General features: G+C 41.1%; 29 protein-coding genes and 1 other annotated feature. Of the genes, 5 read left to right on the top strand and 24 right to left on the bottom strand.

The features are described from left to right. Positions 1–34: 34 nt before the first annotated feature. The 5 genes from GZ22_RS02685 to GZ22_RS02665 all read right to left on the bottom strand — a co-directional run bounded on the left by GZ22_RS02685 (position 35) and on the right by GZ22_RS02665 (position 5,238). Positions 35–544, bottom strand: a complete 510-nt coding sequence (locus GZ22_RS02685; protein ID WP_038558436.1) for a cysteine protease YraA — start codon at positions 542–544, stop codon at positions 35–37. An 80-nt stretch (positions 545–624) separates the two neighbouring features. Next, entirely contained in the window at positions 625–1,920 is a 1,296-nt protein-coding gene (locus GZ22_RS02680) for a CitMHS family transporter (protein WP_038558433.1), read from the bottom strand. Between the two features lie 124 nt (positions 1,921–2,044). After that, a complete protein-coding gene (locus GZ22_RS02675; protein ID WP_038558430.1) occupies positions 2,045–2,746 on the bottom strand; it encodes a response regulator in 702 nt (233 codons plus the stop codon). Continuing rightward, a complete protein-coding gene (locus tag GZ22_RS02670; RefSeq protein ID WP_038558429.1) occupies positions 2,712–4,352 on the bottom strand; it encodes an ATP-binding protein in 1,641 nt (546 codons plus the stop codon). Before GZ22_RS02670 ends, GZ22_RS02675 begins: the two co-directional genes overlap by 35 nt. A gap of 115 nt (positions 4,353–4,467) precedes the next feature. Continuing rightward, complete coding sequence (locus GZ22_RS02665) at positions 4,468–5,238, bottom strand: SDR family NAD(P)-dependent oxidoreductase (protein ID WP_038558428.1); 771 nt, start codon at positions 5,236–5,238, stop codon at positions 4,468–4,470. 140 nt (positions 5,239–5,378) lie between these two features. On the opposite strand from GZ22_RS02665, the gene GZ22_RS02660 reads away from it, so the two are divergent. After that, positions 5,379–5,975 (top strand): TetR/AcrR family transcriptional regulator, encoded by a 597-nt coding sequence (locus tag GZ22_RS02660; RefSeq protein ID WP_038558427.1) that lies wholly within the window; start codon positions 5,379–5,381, stop codon positions 5,973–5,975. A 55-nt stretch (positions 5,976–6,030) separates the two neighbouring features. Here GZ22_RS02660 and GZ22_RS02655 read toward each other — a convergent pair whose 3' ends face one another. The 4 genes from GZ22_RS02655 to GZ22_RS02640 all read right to left on the bottom strand — a co-directional run bounded on the left by GZ22_RS02655 (position 6,031) and on the right by GZ22_RS02640 (position 10,428). Continuing rightward, entirely contained in the window at positions 6,031–7,395 is a 1,365-nt protein-coding gene (locus GZ22_RS02655) for an amino acid permease (protein WP_038558425.1), read from the bottom strand. A 147-nt stretch (positions 7,396–7,542) separates the two neighbouring features. Continuing rightward, the gene (locus GZ22_RS02650; protein ID WP_038558424.1) at positions 7,543–8,889 is read right to left on the bottom strand and encodes an amino acid permease; all 1,347 of its coding nucleotides are present in this window, start codon (positions 8,887–8,889) and stop codon (positions 7,543–7,545) included. A 76-nt stretch (positions 8,890–8,965) separates the two neighbouring features. Next, positions 8,966–9,191 (bottom strand) — a binding site (T-box leader). Between the two features lie 75 nt (positions 9,192–9,266). Next, on the bottom strand, positions 9,267–10,061 hold the full coding sequence (locus GZ22_RS02645; protein WP_038558423.1) for a 2-keto-4-pentenoate hydratase: 795 nt from the start codon (positions 10,059–10,061) through the stop codon (positions 9,267–9,269). A gap of 178 nt (positions 10,062–10,239) precedes the next feature. Continuing rightward, positions 10,240–10,428 (bottom strand): hypothetical protein, encoded by a 189-nt coding sequence (locus GZ22_RS02640; RefSeq protein WP_038558421.1) that lies wholly within the window; start codon positions 10,426–10,428, stop codon positions 10,240–10,242. Between the two features lie 131 nt (positions 10,429–10,559). Here GZ22_RS02640 and GZ22_RS18410 point away from each other — a divergent pair, with 131 nt between their 5' ends. Beyond that, complete coding sequence (locus GZ22_RS18410; RefSeq protein ID WP_123921882.1) at positions 10,560–10,739, top strand: hypothetical protein; 180 nt, start codon at positions 10,560–10,562, stop codon at positions 10,737–10,739. On the opposite strand, the gene GZ22_RS02635 is transcribed toward GZ22_RS18410, so the two are convergent. Further along, positions 10,733–11,101, bottom strand: coding sequence for a DUF2306 domain-containing protein (locus tag GZ22_RS02635; RefSeq protein ID WP_051747979.1), 369 nt, complete (start codon positions 11,099–11,101; stop codon positions 10,733–10,735). The genes GZ22_RS18410 and GZ22_RS02635 overlap by 7 nt on opposite strands. A gap of 283 nt (positions 11,102–11,384) precedes the next feature. Between GZ22_RS02635 and GZ22_RS02630 the strand changes: the two genes are divergently transcribed. Beyond that, positions 11,385–11,927, top strand: coding sequence for a hypothetical protein (locus GZ22_RS02630; protein ID WP_038558419.1), 543 nt, complete (start codon positions 11,385–11,387; stop codon positions 11,925–11,927). 14 nt (positions 11,928–11,941) lie between these two features. Here GZ22_RS02630 and GZ22_RS02625 read toward each other — a convergent pair whose 3' ends face one another. Next, the gene (locus tag GZ22_RS02625; protein WP_038558417.1) at positions 11,942–12,508 is read right to left on the bottom strand and encodes an NADPH-dependent FMN reductase; all 567 of its coding nucleotides are present in this window, start codon (positions 12,506–12,508) and stop codon (positions 11,942–11,944) included. Further along, entirely contained in the window at positions 12,508–13,575 is a 1,068-nt protein-coding gene (locus GZ22_RS02620) for an LLM class flavin-dependent oxidoreductase (RefSeq protein WP_038558415.1), read from the bottom strand. The genes GZ22_RS02625 and GZ22_RS02620 overlap by 1 nt, the downstream gene beginning before the upstream one ends. A gap of 118 nt (positions 13,576–13,693) precedes the next feature. On the opposite strand from GZ22_RS02620, the gene GZ22_RS02615 reads away from it, so the two are divergent. Further along, positions 13,694–14,062, top strand: coding sequence for a winged helix-turn-helix transcriptional regulator (locus GZ22_RS02615; protein WP_038558413.1), 369 nt, complete (start codon positions 13,694–13,696; stop codon positions 14,060–14,062). Positions 14,063–14,108: 46 nt separating this feature from the next. Here the strand turns inward: GZ22_RS02615 and GZ22_RS02610 are convergent, their stop codons facing one another. The 3 genes from GZ22_RS02610 to GZ22_RS02600 all read right to left on the bottom strand — a co-directional run bounded on the left by GZ22_RS02610 (position 14,109) and on the right by GZ22_RS02600 (position 16,407). Then, positions 14,109–14,747 carry an FMN-dependent NADH-azoreductase gene (locus tag GZ22_RS02610; protein ID WP_038558411.1) on the bottom strand — a complete coding sequence of 213 codons (639 nt, stop codon included), beginning with the start codon at positions 14,745–14,747 and terminating at the stop codon, positions 14,109–14,111. A gap of 176 nt (positions 14,748–14,923) precedes the next feature. Beyond that, a complete protein-coding gene (locus GZ22_RS02605; protein ID WP_038558409.1) occupies positions 14,924–15,430 on the bottom strand; it encodes a DUF3231 family protein in 507 nt (168 codons plus the stop codon). Positions 15,431–15,546: 116 nt separating this feature from the next. Continuing rightward, on the bottom strand, positions 15,547–16,407 hold the full coding sequence (locus GZ22_RS02600) for an SDR family oxidoreductase (RefSeq protein WP_038558407.1): 861 nt from the start codon (positions 16,405–16,407) through the stop codon (positions 15,547–15,549). A 235-nt stretch (positions 16,408–16,642) separates the two neighbouring features. Here GZ22_RS02600 and GZ22_RS02595 point away from each other — a divergent pair, with 235 nt between their 5' ends. Further along, entirely contained in the window at positions 16,643–17,284 is a 642-nt protein-coding gene (locus GZ22_RS02595; RefSeq protein WP_051747977.1) for a LysE family translocator, read from the top strand. 46 nt (positions 17,285–17,330) lie between these two features. Here GZ22_RS02595 and GZ22_RS02590 read toward each other — a convergent pair whose 3' ends face one another. The 9 genes from GZ22_RS02590 to GZ22_RS02550 all read right to left on the bottom strand — a co-directional run bounded on the left by GZ22_RS02590 (position 17,331) and on the right by GZ22_RS02550 (position 23,883). Beyond that, positions 17,331–17,810 (bottom strand): GNAT family N-acetyltransferase, encoded by a 480-nt coding sequence (locus GZ22_RS02590; protein WP_038558404.1) that lies wholly within the window; start codon positions 17,808–17,810, stop codon positions 17,331–17,333. 54 nt (positions 17,811–17,864) lie between these two features. After that, positions 17,865–18,233: a VOC family protein gene (locus GZ22_RS02585; RefSeq protein WP_084160623.1), complete on the bottom strand. Its 369-nt coding sequence runs from the start codon at positions 18,231–18,233 to the stop codon at positions 17,865–17,867. A gap of 30 nt (positions 18,234–18,263) precedes the next feature. Further along, the gene (locus GZ22_RS02580) at positions 18,264–18,710 is read right to left on the bottom strand and encodes a DinB family protein (protein ID WP_038558400.1); all 447 of its coding nucleotides are present in this window, start codon (positions 18,708–18,710) and stop codon (positions 18,264–18,266) included. A gap of 172 nt (positions 18,711–18,882) precedes the next feature. Further along, positions 18,883–19,158 carry a hypothetical protein gene (locus tag GZ22_RS02575; protein ID WP_038558398.1) on the bottom strand — a complete coding sequence of 92 codons (276 nt, stop codon included), beginning with the start codon at positions 19,156–19,158 and terminating at the stop codon, positions 18,883–18,885. Positions 19,159–19,259: 101 nt separating this feature from the next. After that, the gene (locus tag GZ22_RS02570) at positions 19,260–19,745 is read right to left on the bottom strand and encodes a hypothetical protein (RefSeq protein WP_038558396.1); all 486 of its coding nucleotides are present in this window, start codon (positions 19,743–19,745) and stop codon (positions 19,260–19,262) included. Further along, positions 19,726–20,556: a DUF3100 domain-containing protein gene (locus tag GZ22_RS02565; RefSeq protein WP_051747976.1), complete on the bottom strand. Its 831-nt coding sequence runs from the start codon at positions 20,554–20,556 to the stop codon at positions 19,726–19,728. The genes GZ22_RS02570 and GZ22_RS02565 overlap by 20 nt, the downstream gene beginning before the upstream one ends. Continuing rightward, on the bottom strand, positions 20,540–21,835 hold the full coding sequence (locus tag GZ22_RS02560; protein ID WP_245609697.1) for a M20/M25/M40 family metallo-hydrolase: 1,296 nt from the start codon (positions 21,833–21,835) through the stop codon (positions 20,540–20,542). The genes GZ22_RS02565 and GZ22_RS02560 overlap by 17 nt, the downstream gene beginning before the upstream one ends. Positions 21,836–22,119: 284 nt before the next feature. Then, positions 22,120–22,659: a PadR family transcriptional regulator gene (locus GZ22_RS02555; protein ID WP_038558394.1), complete on the bottom strand. Its 540-nt coding sequence runs from the start codon at positions 22,657–22,659 to the stop codon at positions 22,120–22,122. A gap of 42 nt (positions 22,660–22,701) precedes the next feature. Continuing rightward, on the bottom strand, positions 22,702–23,883 hold the full coding sequence (locus GZ22_RS02550) for a YhgE/Pip domain-containing protein (RefSeq protein WP_051747974.1): 1,182 nt from the start codon (positions 23,881–23,883) through the stop codon (positions 22,702–22,704). Positions 23,884–23,899 lie beyond the last annotated feature (16 nt).

Raw genomic sequence — 23,899 nt, 5'->3', positions numbered from 1 at the left:
AAAGCGCTAGACCTAGTGGTCTAGCGCTTTTCTCTTATTTCAACAGATTCAATGATTCGCGGTTGAATGCTTCCAAATCATCAGGTGTTCTGCTTGTTACGATGTTATGGCTTACGACTACCTCTTCGTCCTTGTAGTTCGCACCAGCATTGATCAAGTCTTTACGAACACTGCGATAACCCGTAATATCCTTGCCTTTTAGCAAGTCTGTATCAATCAATACTTGCGGACCATGGCAGATAGCGAATACAGGTTTTTCATTTTCAACGAAAGCTTTCGCGAATTCACCAGGGCGATCATCTCCACGAAGCAAATCAGGAGAAAAGCCTCCAGGAATCAATAGTGCATCGAATTCACTTGCATCAACATCGGAAATCGCTTTGTCGATTTTCACTTTCTCACCGTGCTTACCGTTAACTTCTTTACCAGCTTCGAACTCAACGTTTACGACACTGTGCCCAGCTTCTTCGTATGCTTTTACCGGACTTGTATATTCGACGTCTTCAAATTCATCTGTAATTAAAACTGCGATTTTTTTGCTCATATATAGTCCCTCCTATTTTATCTTTAACTTAAGACTAACAGAGGGTTCTCACTCTATTCAACTATCGTGCTCATAGCTTATCACCCTATACTAATAACCCCGAATATCAACGCCGCAATCGTCATCACTATTGTCGAACCGAATGCCCAGAGCATAGCATAGCGCTGTAGCTCCCCAAATTGGATCCCTACCATACCGATTAAAAGATGAGCTGCAGCTACTAACGGACTCAATACGTGCACCGGCTGCCCAAGCAATGCTGCACGACCGATTTCGACTTTGCTGACTCCATACGCCTGGGCTGCTTCAGCCAGTATCGGCAATACGCCAAGATAGAATGCATTATTGGACATAAAGAAAGTAAATGGTGCACTGATAATGGCTATGATGACCGCGAGATAAGGAGACATGAACTCTGGGATGATGGATACAAGCGTATTCGCCATCGCGTCAATCATTTCCGTTCCGGACATGATGCCGGTGAAGATACCAGCAGCTATGACAATTGTTGTTACTGCCAATCCATTTTTCGCATGAGCTGCCATTCTTTCCTGCTGATCGCTCATGCGTGGATAGTTGATCATAAGAGCGACAGCGAAGGCAACCATGAATAGGATTGTCAAAGAGACGAAGTCCAGAATAAGACAAACGAGCAATATAATTGTAAGCAGCAAGTTCACCCAAACAAGCTTCGGACGACGATAAGCAGGTACCTCTTCTGCTGCGCTGATTTCCCGCTGCGTTTGATTATCCAGCTGCACAACACCTAGACGCTTTCTTTCTTTTCTTCCAAGGATGAAAGCCACTGTTATCGCATAAACAAGTCCTACTCCCATTACAGGAATAATCGGTATGAACAGCTCAGATGCTTCCAGATTCAAAGCAGCCATTGCCATTGCCGAAGCACCGCCCCAAGGTGTGATATTCATTACACCCATTGAAAGCATCGCTACTGTTGCGAGTATCAAACGATTCATTCCTAAGCGCTTATAAAGCGGTAATAATGCAGAAACAGTGATCATATACGTTGTTGTACCGTCTCCATCAAGTGCTACCATCATGGAAAGAATGGACGTACCAACAACAATTTTGAGTGGATCCCCTTTTACTACCTTCAGAATAAAATTGATTAAGGGATCGAACAGCCCTGCGTCAATCATGACTCCAAAGTACAGGATAGCAAACAAAATCATAATAGCTGTAGCGGCAATTCCTTCTACACCTTCCAGCATCATCGGTCCAAGCGAAGAAGTGAAGCCGCCTATAATACCAAATAGAATCGGAATAAGCGTCAACGCCACAAGTGGCGATAGCTTTTTGGACATAATCAAATACATAAATACAGCAACCATGGAGAAGCCCAATAAAGATAACAAAAGAAAGTCCTCCTTCAATCGCGCTATTTGTTAGCGCTTTCATTTGAAAGAAGTGTAACATTATGTTCACAAAATGCACAGTTTACTTACATTAAGTGCATTTTTTTCATTTTTCTCACGAATATTAGGATAAGTTCTCGGCTCTGTATTTATACTTGCGGACAGGCCTTCCGACTGTTCCATAGGTGACTTCCACCTCTGCTTCTTTTCTCGATACCATATATTCTAAGTAGCGGCGAACAGTGGAATGGCTTACTCCTACTTTCGCTGCTATTTCCTCAGCCTTTTCGCTGTTTTGCTGCTCCTTCATTGCCTTTCGTACGGATTCCAGGGTGTGACGGTCGACTCCTTTTGGGTAAATCTCCTGTTCCACTGCTTCTGCTGTATGTATATTGGGGTGAAAAAAAGCGTCAACTTGTTGCTGACCGATTTCATTTCTGGACTGAAGTTCCTTTTTATAGATGCTATATTCCTGGAGCACACGATGAAAGCGATCGCCATCTACTGGTTTAATCAGATAACTGTACACGCCTCCACGCATTGCCTCACCAACTGTCTCGGTATCATTTGCTGCTGTCAGCAGGATGACATCTGTTCTACGGTAATTCTGGCGGATGAACCAAAGGATTTCAGTACCATTCATGTCAGGCAGATAGACGTCGAGCAGCACTAAGTCTGGCTTCAATGCCTGAAGCAGACTTTTCGCCTGCTCTCCATTTTCAGCGACACCAATCAGTCGATAACCTTCCATCTCATTTAAGTAATTCTGAAATATCATTGATGCTTCCACATTATCTTCCACAATCAGCACGTTCATCCGATCCATTTTCCACGCTTCCTTTCGGGAGAACAACTGTTGCGAGTGTTCCTCCTGCTTCGCTGTCTCCATAATACAAAGCTCCATCCATTTTCTCCAGTGCTGCCTGTACAATAGTCAATCCAATTCCATGCCCGTCGCCAGCTTCTTTTTTGGTTGAATATCCATCCACCAATACTGCTTGTTTTTCCTTTTCGGAAAGCCGCTTGCCATTGTCCTCAATATCAAATATCAGTTCTTGTCCTAAATCTGTGAAAGATACATAAACCTTTCCTTCGGTACCCTGATGCTTCGAAGCAGACTCAAATGCATTTTCTAGTAAGTTTCCAATGATAGTCACAATTTTTTCCGTTGCTTCCGGTCGCATATCGACGTTCATACTACTACTTTCATCAATTGTTAATATCACTTTAAGTTCTTTGGCACGATTGAATTTGCCTAACAGGCAGGCTGCAATCATCGGTTCCTTTATGCTTGCCATCAGCACATTGACAACACTCTGCTGTTCCTCCACTTCCTCAGAGATAAGTCTGAGTGCTTTGTCGTATTGCTGCAAGCTGATTAAACCGTACAATGTATTCAACTTGTTCATGAATTCATGATTGGAAGCTCGCATCTGATCTGCTTGCTGTTTCATTTTTGCAATTGTCTCTGATACGTCGATCACTTCTGATTCGGGACGTAATGTAAATACGACTCCCCATGTTTCTTCCGCTTCTTTTATTGGAGAAGCATCTACTATATAAATATCGCCAGCAACAAAAGTATATTTGTTATACCTACCTTCGCCATCTGCCAAAACTGCTTGATACAGAGATTGCAGATTCTTCTGGTCGATTGCATCCTCCAACACGGATTTACGCTTGAATATCTCTTGGGCTCTGCGATTAATAGATGTAATATGGCCTTTACGATCAATGGCTATGGTAGCATCTTTAATTGATGCCAGCGTCGTCTCCTTCTCTTTGAATAAGAAGGAAATCTCCTCTGGCTCTAATCCATAAATCAGCTTCTTCACCCGTTTCGCCACCAGATAGGCACCAAGCAGTCCAATAGCGAAGATAAGCAAGAACCAAATCAATACCTCCTGTAAATAGGAAAGGATTTGATCATTTAGGTTATGTTTTAGAAAGCCGACCGACGCTACACCAATGATATCACCCGATTCATTTCTTATCGGTGTTTTTGCTTTCACTGCATATCCGGAAATGCCGTAACCTTCATATATAACTTCTTTTCCTTCTTCTAATACCTGGTCATTGCTCGTCTTGGTTGGTTTACCGATTCTCTCCGGTTCTGGATGCGAAATTCGGATTCCATTTGTGTCAGCAATGACAACATAGTCTGCTCCGCTATTTTGCTGAATATTTAGCGACTCCTGCTGTATGACATCGTCATTATCCCTATCCTCCAGATGCTGTAGAATTGTATCATCCTTGGCAGCAAGTTTAGCAACAGCCATCGCAGTATTACCTGCATCTTCCTCGACTATCTCATCAACCTTCCTTATGAATAGAGCGCTTACAAATAATAGACTAATCACAAGCAATATTGTAACCAATAAGACAATCTGACCTAGTAATCCAAGCCGAAGTCGCCTCCGCAGTTCCCCCATATAAGTCGTCCCCTTTGTTCTCCTCTACTATTATCATACTACTTCAAAGCAATAGGAAGAAATAAGGTTATGAATATAAAAAAAGCACCCACATAAATAGTGGATGCTTGTCTTGTTATCTGCTTGTATAACCTGCATCAGCATGAATTGTCGTACCTGTTACATAAGAAGATTGATCAGACGCTAACCATAGGCTCGCTTGAGCAATCTCTTCGGGCTGACCAAATCTGCCGAGAAGACTTAGCATTGGTGCGAATTCCTCTTCTGTCTGACCTGTTTCTTCCAAGGAGCCTCTCAGCATTGGTGTATCAATTGCTCCAGGAGCTACAGTGTTTACACGGATGTTCATTGGACCATTTTCAAGAGCTGCAACCTTTGTCATACCCACAACGCCATGCTTAGCTGCAACATATGCGATGTTATTAGGCTGCGGACGGAAGCCGCTGACAGAAGAAATATTAACGATACTGCCGCCTTCACCTTGCTTAATCATTTGCTGTAATTCATATTTCATACAAAGCGCTGTACCTGTTAGATCAACTGAAATCAAACGGTTCCAGTACGCTTCATCGAATTCTGCTGCTGGTGCATTATCCGGTGTAAGAGCTGCATTATTGATAGCAACATCCAGACGCCCGAACTTCGCTACTGTTTCTTCTACCATCTGTTTTACTTGTGCTGAATCAGATACATCTACTTTCACGAAGTAAGCTGTTCCGCCAGCTGCTTCAATTTCTTCAACTGCCGCTTTACCTTTTTCTTCATTGAAGTCTGCTACGACAACCTTCGCTTTTGCTTCAGCAAATAGTTTCGCAGTTGCCAGACCCATCCCCATAGCTGCGCCAGTTACGATTGCTACTTTACCTTCTAAAACTGGAAATGTCATGATTATTTCCCCCTTCATGTTCTACGCTTACATTTTTACTATAGAAGAATCCGCTTGCTGCGACAATATGAGATAATGGAGATAGAAATTTATTTTGAACAAGACAGACCAAACTGTTCAATAAAAGTGAGGAGAAACCTGTGAGCATCACCTATCCAGACAAGCGAGTAGAAAGAACACAGCACGCATTAAAAATAGCTTTAATGAAACTGTTGGCAAAGAAAGCACTTCATAAAATCCATATTTCTGAAATAACAGAAGAAGCTGGTGTCAGCAGAGGAACTTTCTATACACATTATGAAAAGAAAGAAGATCTACTGGATGAACTCTCTGAGGATATGCTTGAGGAAATGACCATCGCTTTCCGAAAACCATACGAACAATTAGGAATGGTAGATTTACGGAGTCTCCCGTCAGAATCTATTATTTTGTTCGATCATTTCCTGGAAAATAAAGCATTCTACCAGCTGATGCTTGGGGCCACTTCGGACAATTTCTTCAAAGAAAAAATGACAGATCAGCTTCATTATCTTTTTAGGACAGACTATGCTTTTTATTTCCGCCAAATTGATGCTGAAATAGATCTTGAGCTTTTCTGTACGTATCGCATCCATGGCATGATTGGAATGATCGTGGAGTGGATTCAAAAAGGTTTCGATAAACCAGCACCTTTCATGGCAGAACAGCTTTTGCATATTTTCAGATTTCATACCGAAAGTGTGATGATCAGGCATTGATTAATCGGTTTAAAAGCATAAATAAAAAAGCCCTCCAAAAGAGGGCTTTTTCTAATCAATTATTTGCTGCATTATTCTTCGCTTTTACCCGAACCTGATAAACAACCAACAAAATAATGAACCATACAGGTGTAACAAACAAGGCAATACGTGTATCTTCAGCTAATGCTAGAACAACGATGACAAATGCCAGGAATGCCAAAATCAGATAGTTCGATATCGGTGATAATGGCATTTTGAATTTACTTTTCTTTGCAAGCTCTGGTCGTGTCTTACGATATTTCAAGTGGGCTAGAACGGTAATGCCCCAGATGAAAATAAAGCAGACTGTCGAAATGCTAGTAATTAACGTAAATACACCTTCAGGTATTACATAGTTGAGAATAACCGCAATCAATATGACGATTATGGAGAAGAACAATGCGTTCTTCGGTACTTTACGGAAATTCAGCTTCTTGAACGGCTGCGGTGCGTGGTCTTCCTTAGCTAAACTATAAACCATACGGCTTGTACTAAAGACCGCACTATTACAAGCTGATGCTGCTGATGTCAAAACAACGAAATTGACGATACCTGCAGCTGCTACAATACCAACTGCTGTGAACACTTGGACGAATGGACTTTCGGAAGGATTGATTGCATCCCATGGATAGATACTCATGATAACAATGAGTGCACCGATGTAGAATACAAGGATCCGAATCGGAATATTATTGATCGCTCTCGGAATGACTTTTTCCGGGTCTTCTGTTTCCCCTGCTGTCAGACCTACAAGTTCAATTCCGACAAAGGCGAACACAACCATTTGGAACGATAGAATAAATCCATGAATGCCATTTGGGAAGAAACCGCCATGATCCCAAAGGTTCGCAAAGCTGGATGGTCCAGCATCTGTAGAGAAACCGCGCAGAATCATGAAGACACCAACAACAATCAATGCTAAGATTGCAACAATTTTTATTAAGGCAAACCAGAATTCCATCTCACCGAACAGCTTTACTGTGGCTAGGTTCATAATGAGTAAAATCACAAGTGCCACCAAACCTGGCATCCACTGCGGAACTCCTGGGAACCAGAACTGTGTGTAGATTCCAACTGCAGTCAAATCGGCCATTGCTATCGAAATCCAGCAGAACCAATAGGTCCAGCCTGTAACGAAGGCTGCCCGATCACCGAAGTAATCGCCGATAAAGTCCACAAAAGAACCATACCCAAGATTACTTAATAAGATCTCCCCTAGCGCCCGCATGATAAGAAAACAGAAAATACCGGTAATTAAATACGCAAATAGAATGGATGGTCCAGTCAGATGAATTGATTTTCCGGCACCAAGGAATAATCCTGTACCAATCGCTCCGCCAATCGCGATCAATTGGACGTGCCTGTTTTTCAATCCTCTGGCTAACTTTTCTTCAGCCATATATATGCTCCCCTCTTCCTTCATTTCGAGCATGGAATATGTGTTGTAAAGCCCTGACTCAAAATAAGTATACTAGTATATAGTATCCGAACAGAAAGAGGGGTGCAATAATCAAATTTTTCTAAAACTTAACTTTACAGGTAAGGATTATAGCCTATTTTTGCGCTTCTTAATAAAGAATGCCCCAATAATAACCAAATATATTGTTAAGGTCACTCCTGTAATAATAATAGATGTTGTCCAGATTACCCCTACAAGGATAAGCAGTAATGCAATGATTGCGAGCCATGTCGTCACAGGAAATGCTTTGACATGATATGTCGCTTTATCTGTTTGACCTTTTCGAGATTTTAAATGAGCAAAAGCAATGATCAGCCAAATGAACAGAACCGTGTAACCAAGCGAGCCCATCAAATAATCGAATGTCTTACTTCCTATGAATAGAGAAATAAGCACACCTACATATAAGAAGGAAGTACAAACAAGTATAGCAACTACCGGCACCTGCCGTTTTGACAGCCAGGCAAACCGTCTTGAAATTCTGCCGTCAAGTGCTTGTGTATAAAGCACACGAGAGGATCCATAAAGACCTGAATTCATGGAAGAGATAATTGCTAGTAAGATAACTGCGTTCATGACATGGTCTGCTCCCGGAATTCCGATAAGCTGGAAGACAAGTACAAATGGACTTACTGCTGAACCGTTCACTTCATTCCACGGAATCAGACTCACGATAATAAAGAACGGAAAAAGATAGAATGCGATGATACGTGTCAACGTACTGCGTACTGCCTTTGGTACGACCTTTTCCGGATTTTTCGTTTCAGCCAGCGTCACGCCAATAATTTCTGTTCCTCCATAGGAATAAATAACAACAAGCATTGCTGAAACTAGTCCGCCGGCACCATTCGGGAAGAATCCACCATGTGCTGTTAAATTGCTGAACCCAGGAGCTGTATGATCTCCGAATGAAACAAGCAACAGGACAACACCAGCAAGAATAAAAAGAATAATAACACTTATCTTGATTAATGCCAGCCAGTATTCTGTCTCAGCGAATGCTTTTACCGAGAAAAGATTCACAGCTGTCACAATCACTGCAACAATCAGCGTCAAAAGCCATACCGGATAATCAGGCAGCCAGTATTGCAGGAAGATTGCTGCTACAACAGCTTCAGCTGCTATGTTCAACACCCACATCTTCCAGTAAATCCAATCCAGGAAGAATGCCGGGAATTTGCCGATACTAGTTTGTACCAAATCACGGAAAGTTCTTGCTTCCTTATTTTGTACTGCCATTTCGGCAAGACCTTGCATGACGAATAAAAGAATAATGCCTCCAATTAAATATGCGATGATAACAGATGGACCAGCCATATCAACAGCTGAGCTTGAGCCTTTGAACAAGCCGGCACCGATTGCACCACCCAACGCCATCATCATAATATGGCGCGCTGTCATGGTTCGTTTTAATCCATGTTGATCTTTCTTCATAATCGTTACCCCCATCTTGATGTCCCAGCATTTTTCCAAAGAAAAAAGCCTTCCGTCTCGTCTCCATCTAGGATGGAAAAGAGACGGAAAGCTTCTTAATTTCCGCGGTACCACTCTTGTTGGTTTTTAAAAACCCACTCTTCACCTTGTAACGAAGGTCACTCGTCAAAACCTAAAGAATATAATCTTTCAGTTCTGCTGCTCCAGGGTGAGTTCGAAGGAAGACATAGTCTGCGTTTCACCAACCCGCAGCTCTCTAAAGCTATGCCTGTCCTTCTACTACTCCCATTCGTCGCTTTTGTTAAAATATTTCGATCAATTTCGAATTATTCATAACTATAATTGCAGCAGAATAGTTTGTCAACATTTCTTACAAATTAATTGACTTGAACCTTTACCTGGCCTAGTAAACTGAAGTCAGCTTCATACAGCCCCTTCCCTAATGGAATTGGTGATAAAAAGGTACCAGAGCTGATTACCATTCCTTTTTTCAGGAACAAGTTCTTTTGGGCCAATTTCTCTGTCAGCCAAGCTACCGAAGTGACCGGATTTCCCATTACTTCCGAGGCAAATCCCGTACCTACTTCTTTACCGTCATGTGTTAATGTAAGCTTGATACGGCCCACTTCTTCCAGTGACAAATCATCTCTGCCTTTATCAGAAACAACAACTTTTCCTGTCACGCCATTATCACAGATCAAGTCCATCAGCTGGAACTTCGGGAACCAATCAGCGAAACGGGAATCAGGTATCTCTATACCGGCTGAGAGAACACTTTTTGCCAAAATCTCATCTTCTTCTGCTCCAATACTTAAATCCTCTTTTAAAACAAAAACAATCTCCGGCTCAAGTAGTGGTGATAACATAGAATCCAGCCCTATTTCTGTATCACCAGTATGTATCGTATCTTTAAATAAGGTCCCATAAGCCGGCTCCTTCGCGCCGAATAATGCCTGCGTGGCGGGACTCGTCATACTTATTTTATGTCCATTACTCTGCTTGCCAGTTTTTTCGGCTCTTGCTTTGGCAAAAGTCTCCTGTACTTCATAAGCCTGTTCTACTGTAAGTTGATGTTGTTGGCTGATAAAGTTAATCGGCTGCTTTGATTCCTGGACTTCTAGCAGCTGAGCTGCTAATTCCTCTTTATTAACTTGTTTTGTTTGTTCTGGCATTTCCCTCTCCCTCTCTTTGTTTGAATTATCTGATTTATAAGATTATAGTACATACCTTTATTTTTTTCCAGAAAAATTCCGTTTTAAGCAATGTGCTTACCTTCTATCCAATTCACATTAAAGTACTGAAACCCAACAAAAAAACACCTATCCAATGATAGGTGCTCCTGTTATCCGCTTATTTTTCGATTACTTTTGCATTTGTCACATTCGCAAGATTAACAACTTCCCCTGCTACTCCGAACCAGCCATTTTCACTTGCCTTTATCTCGTTGACAACGTGAACATATGATCCAGATTGATAATCTGTGAATGTGTATTTTTCTCCACCAATGAACGTAAACTCTACATCAAACTTTTCTTGCACGAATAGTGCCTCCTTCAAATTTTATCTACATGTTCCTTTCCCTTCGCCAGCCCCTTTAAACACTTATTTGCTTATTATCAAACTATTTAGTAATCTTGACCCATAGCATCTTTGCTAGAGAGAGGGCGATCATGATGGGAAAATGCGTATTCTTGCACCTTGTTGGAATCTTCATCCTTATCGGCGGTATCTACTTATCTCTTACGGAAACAGGTATTGGAGTCAGTATGGCGATCTTTGGAGGACTTTTACTCGGTATCGGATCTTATTTAATACCTAATAAAAAAGCGAAGCGACCGAAGCATCAATAATCAAAACTTTTTTTGCGCTGTAAATAAGCGAGTATAAAAAGAATATTCGGAACCCATGAAAGCCAAGCAGTATAAGCATAATACACATCATAGTGCGTGGTCCCGAAGACAACCATAAATCCCCCTAACCAAACTCGTAGTGTCACAGCAGCAAATGTCACACTATAATTTACTATTGTCCAGCGCCGATGCTGGACAATTTTCTTTTGGATTGCTGCTTTAACAGCAAAGAAGACTGTTACGAGCCAGGTAATTGCCATTAAGTGGAACCCTGTTTGCGCAATTAATCCTCCAGTGGCATAGATCCTCTTGTCTACATATAAGATATTATTTTTGTTCGACACTTTCTTCCAAATAATCACAAAATAAGCCTCTATATACAAGATATCAAACCGCTTACAATATAGGTGAGACAGGTATATGACGGAAGGATGATGCAATATGGTGCTTAAAATGAAATGTATCTCCATCTTACATGCTTTTAAGAAAGGTGATCCAGGCGGTGCGTCTATTCTTTACTCACGTTATTTCCTTGTAATATCCTAGTAATTCACCCGAAACACTCTTAAACTTAACAATATTGGATGGTACTTCCATTTATGTTACAGTAAACTTAGACATTGTAAGTAATTAGGGGGTACTTTTTTGAAACGACAAAGCAATCTTATTATTACATCTCTTGTTTTTCTTTTGTTGCTCGCTGCGGGCTGCACTAATACAGAAAAGACAGTCCAAGCTACGACCCCAGAAGCAGAACTGCATACTAAGGAAAATCAAATGCAGCATAAAGAACAACCGGCGATAACAACTGAAGAAGAAGATGAGGAAGAAATAGCAGCTTCAAAAGATTTGGAAACTAACCAGGATAGTGAAGCTGAAACAAGTGCTGAAGGCACGAAAACTACCGAAGATGAAATGGCTCAGCAGATCCAGGATCTTAAAGCTGTTGGCAGTTCAGACGAAGCAGTGGAATTACTTTCAAATAATCTTGGTATTACAGAAAATGAAGATCTTGAGATAGATCTGACAGCCGGTGGAGAGGTTACAATGGATGGAACAGGCATCTACTATACTTTGGTGCTGAAGTCTAAATCCATGATAGAAAGTGGCGGCTCTGGAACTGCAGGCATTTATCGTGTGTATGAAGATGGTACAATTATCGATGAATACACAGAAGGCTCCCAATAAGGGAGCCTTTTTACTTAGAAATCGTATTCTGCTTCTCTTTTCATTCGTATGGAAGCCTGTGCTTCTGCCAAGTCGAATGCATCTTCAATAAGTCTCTGCAATCGGAAATGCACATCATCATTGATAATTTTTCCGTTCAGGAAATCCTTTTCTTCTGCAAATACAAAAGTCGACACAAGATGAGCTTTCATATACGAAAGAATTGGTTTGAGCTGCTGCTCGGCCACTAGGAAATGTTTTGCTGATCCAGCAGTGACAACGATAGCTGCGACTTTATCGCGTAATGCCTGTGTCGGCAGCAGATCGAATACATTTTTCAATGTACCTGGAATAGATGCTTGGAAGATTGGTGTTCCGATAAACAGGATATCTGCTTGCATAATCTGCTCGGTCACAAATGCCGTATCACCAGTGTAATCCAAGTAGTTTCTTCCATCGCTGAATTGCAGCTGATAGTCCGCCAAGTCTAATAGCACGTGTTCTGCATTAGGATAAGCTTTGACCATCTCTTCCCAAAGAAGTGACATTGCTGTCTTTGTTTTTGATCCGACAATCGAGCCGGATATACCAACCACTTTCATTATTCAGCGCCTCCCTGCTTCGTGTATTTCTTGATAGCTGGTAAAATTTCAGTACCGATGTACTCGATGTTCTGTGCCATTTTCTCAAAAGGTACACCACCGAAATCTAGCTGAGCTAAATAACGCTGATGACCAAATTGCTCATGCTGATAAAGGATTTTCTCAATGATTTGCTGCGGGCTGCCGACATTGATGATACTTCGGTGATCGGCACCTTGTGCAAATAGCTGTTTCGGGAACCCCTGACCATTCGTTTTTTTCATACCCTCGTTGATGTGTGGATAATAATCACGTAGCGCTTCCTGTGTTGTCTCTGCTGCATAGAAGAATCCTGTCGTTGCTACTGGCAGCTGAGTTGGATCGAATCCACGCGCTGCCAGCGCTTCCCGGTACGTATCAATTGTCTGTTTAAACACACTTGCCGGACCGCCAAGCATAGCCACTGTCATCGGTACACCAGCATAGCCTGCTTTAATGGCACTAGCAGGCGTACCTCCAACAGCTCTCCAAATCGGCAAGGACCCGGATAATGGTCGTGGCAGAACTTCTGCATTTCGCAAAGGTCTGCGGAATTCACCGCTCCAATTAACGACTTCTTCCTCGTTTAATTGAAGAAGTAAATCGAACTTCTCTTCGAAAAGCGCCTCATAGTTATGAAGATCGTATCCAAGCAATTCAAACAGTCCAACACGTGATGCACGGCCGGCGATGATTTCTGCGCGTCCATTGGATATCAAGTCGAGCGTCGCGAAATTCTCATATACTCGTACAGGATCTGATGTACTAAGAATTGTCGAGGAACTGCCGATTTTAATTTTTTCTGTAGCTTGCGCAATTGCTGCCAATATAACAGCATGAGCCTGCGATGCAAAGTAAGGTTGATGGCTTTCGCCAACACTGAAGAAATCGATGCCAGCCTGATCGGCAAGCTGAGCAAGCCGAACCATCTGCTGGATTCTTTCCTTGGCAGAGATACGTTCGCCTGTTCTCGGATCAGCCAAATGATCACCTAATGTATATATTCCAAATTCCATACCTTTACTTGGGTCAATGCGATATTTTTCCATAGTTCTGTCTCCCTAAGCTTTATTGTACAACCATTATCCTCCAAAGAACTCTTATTGGAAAGTACGCACTTCAAAGTGGTATAGTATAGAAAAGGATACTGTGAATGGGGGATATAAAATGAAAGACGTACCTGTAGAAATTCAGCCGGAAATGTGTAAAGTGACGGATGCGCTTGGTATTCTTGTAGGAAAGTGGAAACCGGTCATCCTTCTACATCTGCTTAATAGTGGTACACAGCGTTTTAATGAACTGAAACGCAGTTTACCCGGTATCACACAGAAAATGCTGACAAACCAGCTTCGTGAATTGGAAGAAGAAGATATTATCGAGCGTAAGGTATACGCACAAGTTCCTCCGAAAGTCGAATACAGTGTTACAGAATACGGTAGAAGCCTTGAACCAATTTTGCATGCGATGCATGAATGGGGCGCTAAGCATACGATTCACAAGCAATCGAAAAAACACAATCAAGCAGAAGCTAAATAAATATATAAAAAAAGATGAACTGTCGCCAGTTCATCTTTTCTTTGTATTATGCTTGGTTTTTCAAACGTGCTGCTGCTTCTTTCACTTGTGCAAGACCAGCATCAACGATAGAAGCTGCTTCGCTAGGAGAAGCATTATGTCCTTCGATGATTACTTCTTCAATGATTTCCATTCCGAAGATACCGCCGAATACATTACGCATGTAGTTAATAGACATATCCATTGTTGCAGCTTCTGGTGTAGAGTATACGCCACCGCGTGCATTTAGGAAGATTGCTTTTTTGTCAGTCATCAATTGGATCATGTTGCCTTCTGCATCATATTTGAATGCAAATCCTGCAGCATAGACGTAGTCGATGAATGTTTGCAATTTAGCAGGAATAGTCAAGTTCCATAGTGGGAACGCGAATACAACTACATCAGCTGCTGTAAGAAGATCCATCGCTTTTTGTTTTGCAGCCAATAGACGCTGCTCTGTATCGTTTAGTTCTGCTCCAGTTTGTACTTTACCGAAAGCATCGAACAACTCTTGGCCGAAATAAGGTGTATCCTCTGCGAATACATCATAAGTAGTAACAGAAAGATTTTCTGCACCTTCAATTTCCTGCATGAAAGACTCATACATTTTGCTAGAAATCGCCTCGGAAGCCGGGCGGTTATTTGCTTTGACAACTAATACGTTCATTCTGTAAAACCTCCATTATTCCTCATTCAGGATCGTATTCCCCTAAATCCCCTGTTACTATTATCATTTTTTTTAGACACTACAACAAGTACGCACTTAAAAGTGGCATAGTATCTTTTAGGATACTATTGGGAAGGTACAACAAAAAAGCAGCCTATCCAGGCTGCTTTTTCATCTTAATCTTCTTTATTCTGATGCAATGGCGGCGGAATCAGCCAGCCTTTTTCCTTCAATAGCTTCAGGAATTTCGCACCTAACATCGCTTTATTTGTATGGAACTGTCCGAACATCATACCAACATCTTCTCTGATAGACTGACTCATCATTGTACTGCAGCTCACAAGACCCGCAGCCACAGCTGCAGACGCCGTTGCTGCCACGTCCGGATCAATAAAGCGCGCTCCGACTGGGATAGATTCGAGATCCACTTTTGGTGGTTCCGGATCAGCAGGAGGCAATGCAATACCATTTGCCTTCAATATTTCCGATACTTGCTTAACTTCTGCCTGTGCCCCATCAATTGCTTCCCCGATCAATTTCTTCAAATCATCATCGCCAACATGATTCAACAGCATCTGGTGATTTGCGATCATTTTATTACCTGTTAATACGAACGTCCATAGACCATATACTTCGCCATAATGCAACGGCTCATCCTGCGGGTTTCCGCTCAAAATTCCCATCGTCATCCTCCTAAACAAGTTCATACTTGTGCCGCCTTTCCCTTGCACAGGTATTAGGATGAGCCAATTCAGGAAAAATTATGTACAAAAAAAGCCGGCACTGAGGCCAGCTTTTTTTACGCTTGTTGCTTTATCTGTTCAATTCCTTGTCGAAGTGGCGTCAATTGTCTGCCCAGTAATCTTTCGAAATCATCACTCGCTACTTCCAAAGCACCCTCTCGGATTCCTTTCTGAATATCAACGAGCATTGGAAGAATGAATTCTGGTACCCCTGCTTCTTTCATAATTCCTGCATAAGTTTGATCGTCTACTTGCTGAACTTGTACTTCTTTACCAAGGACTTCTCCTACTTCTTTAGCAAATTCTGCTTGAGAAAGGAGTGATCCAGACAGTTCATAAATTTTATTCTCATGCCCTTCTCCTGCCAGTACAGCTGCCGCTGCTTCTGCATAATCCTGCTGCAATGCCCAGCCTACTTTTCCATCTCCCGCAGATGTGACCCAAGGCGCACCTGCAAGCACTCCTTGAATACTTGAAGCTTCGTTTTCAAAGTACCAGTTATTGCGAAGGAATGCGTACGGAATTCCTGTATCCATGATTGCTTGCTCTGTAGCTTTGTGCGTAGGAGCCAGGAACAGCTCACTTTCCTGCGCATTTACAACGCTTGTATAAGCAATGAATTTCACATTAGCTTTCACAGCTGCTTTTACTGCTTGGGTATGTTGACGAATTCGAGTGTCATTGTCTCCATCAGCAGAAATAAGTAATAGACGATCTATTCCAGCAAATGCTTTATCCAATGATTCAGGCTGATCAAAATCACCCTGCCGCACCTCTACTCCTTGCACTCGCAAATCTTCAGCTTTTTCTGGATTACGAACACTTACCGCTATGTTATCAGCAGGAACTGTTTCCAGTAGTTTTTTTACAATTTTGCTTCCGAGATTTCCAGTAGCGCCTGTTACTAACATTTTCATATGTATAGCCCCCATCTTCATGTAATTGTTTATGTTACTTGTAATCAATATAGTTACTAGTTCGTGATTTGTCAAACAGAATTACTTTCTTACTATATGACTATGTATGAATACATATTTGCGATCAAGGCACCTACTCGTTTGTGTAAAATCCTTATTCGAGTTAAAAGTAAGTACTTCTTTCTAATAAAATCTATGTTAGAATAACCTACAAAAACGTAAAGGAGGATTTAGTTTGATATCACATATTCTTGCTTTTCTAGCAGTAGCCATAATCATTGCTGTTACACCAGGACCTGATTTTGTATTAATTACGAAGAATACGCTTAAATATAATAATCAAAGCGGAAGAGCAACTGCATATGGTGTAGCTACATCTCATGTTATTTTTGCAACTGCTTCTGTTTTAGGATTAACATCGATTATCGCTAAATCGATTGTGCTCTTTCAAGTTATCAAATATGCTGGTGCTGCTTATTTAATATACTTAGGTATTAAAGCTTTAATTGCTAAAAAGAAGCAACCACAAGACCAAGACACTGCTTCTATTTCGGCAAATATTCCAAAGAGTACTGGTAACCTGCAGAATAGTTACTTTCAAGGCATGGCTAGTACACTGCTAAACCCTAAAGCACTTATTTTTTACATTAGTCTTTTACCTCAATTTATTGATCTAAATGGGAATGTTGCACTACAATCCATTATTTTAGCTGGCTTGTTTACGTTGGTTGTATTATCTTGGTTTCTTATTTATGTGTTCTTCCTTACGTACATTGGTTCATGGTTTAAAAAACCATCTGTTGAATGGATATTTGATAAGATTACAGGCACTACACTCGTTTCACTTGGATTGGCAGTTGCTTTGGAAAAGAAATAATACAAAAGAAAAACCTCCTGCCGGGAGGTTTTTTATTTTGAAACTTCTAAGTCAAGACCTTTAATGGATAGCTCATCACAATAAGCATACCTTTCGAACCCGTAACCCGACGCCCAGTATCTTGATAACCATACTTCGCATAAAGCTCACGAGCAAACTCGTTCGCTACATTCACTGCAAGTACAATCTCATCTATGTGCGGAAATTGATGTTGAACAAATTCTGGAAGCTGCTGCAACGCAGCCTTTCCGTAACCTTTTCCGAGTTCATGATATTCCGTGGATAAAGTGCGTAACAGTATTGCTCTGGGATTTTCGGAATATGGCTGTACACCTTCTTGTTCATGCAAAGCGAAATATACTACAAGGCGATCATTGTCTATCCCTAGGACAGCATGACGATTCGGTTCCGCCTTGCATAAGGGGATACTTTTAGATGGTTGTGCAGTAAAACGAAGCTGTTCTTCTGATAACATATAAGCATCAATTAAGCTTACGTGTTGTTCTTGAAAGCGAATGAGTTCCATATCATTTCTCCATTCAGTGGATTGATGAACTAAATGTGATTCATTCTTATAAAACTACGTTGTCACCCGCACATAATACCCATCAGGATCCACAACACGAAAATCAATTTTCCCCCGTGGCTGAGCGGTAATTTCAGACTCAATACATTCAGGATAAATACGATGTATCTTGTTAAATACCATTTCCACGTCGTTTACAGGGAGAATAAGTTCTACGCCCTTGCCTTTCCTGGATTCAGCCATAGCATTAAAGTAGTGATTCTTACTCAGCACAGCTTCATCAGTCAGCAAAAGTGCTCCGCCACCTTCATCCTTAAAGACTGCTCTTTTCTCGTCATAATCGGCACAGCCTTTTCCAATTAGACAGCGATAGAAAATAATAGATGCAGCTAGCTTATGTACGAACAATTCTGTATGTAACATATCAGTCACCACCACATATTTTTTGTACTATCAGAACAATGGTCCATCGAAACCATTCAACCTGGCAATAACTCCAATATGACCAGCATGGTAGACTTCGTGAGAATAGACATGATGGAACAGCCAACGCATTGTCGGCTCAGACGGAGGCTTCCATCCGTCCGAGAAGTCCGGAACAACTACTAACCTATTTAAATCTTTTGCTTCTAAAGAATGTAATACCTCATCAGTTTTCTCTCTGATTCTAAGATACTGTTCTAAAGGATTCTGATTTTCTTCAATTATTCTGCTTTCTTCACCCAATCCGATTTGAAATACCCAATAATCCTCAGTCTGAGCCATATGTTCGATTACCCAGGAAATAGTATTATGGTAAGTATTAGCCTCCCATTGCTGCGGAGTGAGTTTCTTCAAATAAGGAATGAGGATTTTCCTGACATCATTTCGATATGTAAAAATGAAAACCACTTCTTCCATGAAAGAATATCAATTTATATAGAATATTCTATCAACACAAACAATATTTGGAAAGTGAAAGAAGCTGGTGAATTCTACTCATTTCGTTCTTAAATAAGGGCTATGGAAACAATTAATAGGCTATCGAAAAATATATCGACAGCCTATATATTCTTATAGGAAGACTTATCTACTATTCAAACATACCGAAAATACGGAACTGATTTCTAGCTTCAGGTCTGATTTTCTGACCAAATAGTTTAATGATGGTTAATGAAAGAAGCTTATAAGCAGCGAATACAATAAGCGTACGAATTCCGATATCAATCCCTAAGAAGACCCATTCCTTCAGACCAGCTGCCTGAATGGTTTCGGAGCCGAAGGTAATCATCAAGCTCGTGATACCTGCACAAAGATTGGACGTGACGAAAGCCAGAAGCAACTCTGCAGATGTCAATTCCCTCTTCATCTTCCCAGCCCTTTCCTTTTTTATTTACCATAACCGCTAAAGAGAAACCCAAAACCAATTTCTGTAAGTAAAATAAAAAAAGCTGGAGGATACCCTCCAGCTTATTTGCCAGCTAAAATTAGTCCTAATTCAGACAATAACGCACTGCCGACATATGTGCCAGTAAAGACAAACACTGCTACAATACCAACTTTCCAGGAAGTTTTGCGCAAATCTACTAATCGGTCGACTACCGAGATTCCTGCGAAGGTAAGGATAGGTGTTGTAATAGCAAGAAAATCTACATAGCCAATAGCTGTTACGAAAAAGTCAAATGACATACATAATATTAGAGATGTTACAGCTACCCAGCCGAGCATCGGAAATTCCTGCAGAATCTTTATAGGTGTTTTCTTCATTAAATCAGACAGCAGCACACCAATCATCGAGAAGAGCCATAAAGTCAATAATCCCATGATTGTCATCCATTCGACTGGAGTCGATGCCGGATCCTTCAACAGCTTGATTTGCTGCGTAAATAGAATCAGAGCTGTACTAAGCAGGATGACTAGTCCATATTTAAAATATTTATTCAGCTGCACGGACATCTGCTGGCACCTCCGGTTGTTTTTTCGTTTTTGTCAGTTTGTTGTACAAGAAACGCTGCAACGGAACGGCCAGGAACACCATTGTGAAAGTCCCGAGGAAGCTTGTGAGCAGCTGACTGGCTGCGGCATAGCCAAGGATGGTGCTTTCCATTTCAGGGACTCGCTCGATTAATGTAGCAGATGAAGCGGTCATCATACTTGCGGAGCCAACCCCTGATGCCATTGCCAATGCTTCTACACGGAAACCGACATCAAGCATGATTGGTGCAATCAAACTGAAGAAAATGGTACCGAAAAGTGTACCAATAATATAAAGGGACAGAACTCCCTGCCCTTCTTTTGATTCAAGTGTATACTTCTCAGATATGTATGCGAGCTCCCCTTCTCGGCCTAGACCGAGCGTAGCTCCTATCGCTTCTCGACGCAATCCGATAAGCAGTGCTACTGGCAAGCCCAATAACACAGTTCCGAGGTTTCCGAGTTCCTGGGCAATGAATACCCACCCGACATTAAGGATTTCCTTTAACTGCGGCGCAACATCTGCACCGTACCTTGCCATTAGTGGCAGCATGATAAAAATAAGATACTTACTGGAGAATTGCACATTCACCTTGCTATATATTTTTTTCATGAAACCCTTCCGAGCAATTGGCAAGCCAAGAATCATCGTAATTAAAATAGCAAAAGCGAGCGGCAGCAGCGAAACTGAGAATGCCCCGAAAGATAGAGATTGTGTCCCAATCATTTCTGCTGCGGTAATAACAATAAGTGCGAAGACAAGTAAAATTACATAATTACGCTTCAATTCCATGCTCCTCCTTTTGTTCTAAAATAGATTGAATTACCTGCATATATTCATCGTAAGACCTTTTATACAGCTTGCTTCTATCAATATTTCCATTCAGCTTGCCTAGCACTTGGAGCAGGAATTTCGGAAATATATCATAGATATATTCCGGATCAACATCGATGAAGTCATCACCATGGATTGTGCCTGTAAATCCACTGTAGCCAATTTGGATACACGGCATCATATACGACAAATCTCCAATGTCGCCTGCTGCACTGATGCTGTTATCCTCCAAAATATCTTCGATTTGCTCCTCTTCTTCATAAGCCGCTTTCACAAACGTCGATAAATAGCGATCCTGCTGAAACGGTAAATAACCCATTTGCGTATCAATCTCTACTTCACCCTGAAGCGCCATCGCACTGCCTTGTGCCGCAGCATCCAATCGTTTAGCGACAGTTTGCATATATGGCGTTGATAATGTTCGTAAATCAGTTCCTACTTTTATGTGATTTGGTATGACATTTGTGGACATATCTGATTCCATCACAATTGGGTTTAGTCGGACTTTTTCCTTTTCGTCCAGCTGCTGCCGACCAAGACTGATTGCCGTGTGAAACAACGTAGACATGTTGTAGGCATTAACCGAAGAAAATGGATCGAACCCCGCATGTGTCGACTTGCCTTTAAAGGTGTAGCGCTTGTATAGGAAGCCCGCCAAATCACAATCAATTTCGATGGTACGTTTCGCAAATTCCCCACCCATTGCATGGACACAAACACTTAAGTCGATATCATCGAAAACACCGAGCTTCATTGCTTCCGGCTTTCCGCCATAATGTGAGATTACTCCCTTATGCATCAGCTCATCACGAAAAGCAAGATCTAAATATTCCTCTGCAGGAACGAAAATAAAACTGATTGTATAATCGAATTGTTCATATGCTTTTGATTCGACCAACTGTCGATAAAGGGCCAGCGCAATGGCCACCTGCGTGTAATGTCCACAGTTATGAGCAGCTCCGGTTTCTGGATCTGACCGGAAATGCGATGGTGCATAGACGGCATCCAATTCAGCCAAAAAGGCAATATGTATAGGCTTTCCTTCTCCAAGAGTTGTTCGTAGACCAGTTGTGCTGAATTCTTGAATAGTACATTCTGAATTACAGTTTCTCAGATAATCAATGACTGCCTGTTTCGTGTGTTTCTCCTTGTAGCCTAATTCAGGATTTTCATAAATAGATTCTCCAAGTTTCTTAATTTCCTCGTAATATGCACTGAACAGAAAATCCGCCTCCACTCGCTAAATATTTTAATAATTAGGATTAATTTAACTATTTATATCGTATTAAGTCAATAGTGAAAAGGTAATTTTCTTAGTAAAAACCGAACTATATAGTTAATTAACTAAATAAAATTCGTTTATGTTCGGTTTTTCTATTTTTAGAGAAAGTAGAACTCGGAGCTACTTATAATTTTATTTGTTTAATTTTCCAGCCTCTTACGACTTTTGATTCCTTGATCCGTTCACAAAAAAATACACCGCAGAAGCTTTAGCTTCTGCGGTGTATTTCAAACAATATTTTAGAAATCCCCTTGTTTAACTCGCTTGATTAACTCTTCCAACCAATGAATGGTATGTTCCGTTCTTGTTGTTACATAGCCACTCATAAATTCAATGAATTTTTCTTTATCTTCATCTTTTTGGACAAGCTTATCGAATGTTTTAATTTGTTCCCAGCGATCTGTAATTCTTTCTAGTTTATCTTCTAGAATACTGACTACTTTATCACGATCGACATATTTGATATTAGCTAAGCAAACGACCATGTCGCTTATCTTATCTGCATTTTTCATGACTTTATAGATCTTTTTCGGCAGCTCTTCGCGACCCTTTGCTGTAATCTGAAATACTTGCTTATCGGGGCGATGTTCTTCTTTAATGATTTCCACTGCTTCAATTAATCCTTGCTTAGCTAAGGAATCGAAATGATAGTAAAGCTTGCTTTCTGTCAGCCCGCCAAGTTGATCTAATGGGATAGGCTCGGATAGTTGTTTTTTAAGTTTGTAAGGATAGTTATTATCCTCCATCAGTTTGCTGAGTATGAAAATTTGAATGGACATTCTCTTTGCTCCCTCAAGCAGAATGATCTTATTATATCAAATTTAAACTGTCACTTTAATAGCTTCTGTTTCTTCGCTGCTATTTCCGCCTTCTGCCGCCTTAGGCTTATGAACGAAAGCAACGATGATAATATTAATCAGCATTGCAGCCGCCCCTACCGCGACCATTGACCAAATAAATGGACTTGGGCTTGTGCTTCCGAACAGATTCGCAAAGTATGCTTGGACAGAGTAATACATTGGTGAGATATGACTCATCCATTCATATGGCGCATACATCATATCACGAGACATCGTAGCACCGTTTGCAAGTGTTTGCATCAACAGAATTGGTAAGTTTAGAATCATACCGCCTTGACCAAGCAAGAAGATAAAGATTGCTGCAAAGTTGAAGCAAACCATATAGTTCAAGATTTGCTGGCCTAACATACCAAAGTACAAGTCACCGCTTGGATCATTTACCAAGTAAACAATTCCTGTAGCAACTAAAGCAGCAAATACTGCTATTAACAATGCAGTCAATTGGACATATAGGAATAGGCGAGTTCTGCTTGCTTTTCCTTGGCTTTCTTTGAATGCACCTACTAATTGCATCGCACCAATCATGGCACCAACATAACCAGCCATTGTCAAGAACATAGGCAGCATGTTGTTGTTCATCCCATCTGGCATTTCGTTGATCGTTACAACGTTACCTTGATAAGCTGTTTCAATTTGATTACTTAGTGCTGCTGCTTGATCTTCTGGTACATTGAAGTTCATCAATACACCCTCAGCTGTCTGCTGTGAGAACTGAGCACTCAACTGATTGTTAATTTGCCCAACTACTGAGCTCATTGTAGAAGAAACAGTCGTTGCACCAGCTTCATTAATTGTAAAGTCGATACTAGAAGAAGCTTCTCCGCTTTGTACATTCTCAGAGAAATTCTCTGGGATATGAACAACTAATGCCAAGTCATTTTTATCTAAATCATCTAATGCTTGCTTATTCGTCAAATCAGTTTCGATATCCTTAAAAGGCAGCTTTTCTGTCAGCTGGTCTGCGATTGTAGCACCAACTTCTCCAGCATCGTCATTTACGATGGCAACTTTTAATTGATCGACGTTCCCTGGTATAGCTGAATAACCAGGCAGGAATATCCCAAGCATAAAGACAGCATATAGAATACCCATGAAAATAGCGCCGATAGCTCCTTTAGATTTTAAGAATTGTGTAAATTTCATATTTGCATCCTTCCTT

This window comes from Terribacillus saccharophilus (genome assembly GCF_000725365.1).
In the GTDB taxonomy this organism is placed as follows: Bacteria; Bacillota; Bacilli; order Bacillales; family Amphibacillaceae; genus Terribacillus; species Terribacillus saccharophilus.
The sequence above is the reverse complement of the archived record's forward strand: the minus strand, read 5'-3'. Positions and strand labels throughout refer to the sequence as shown.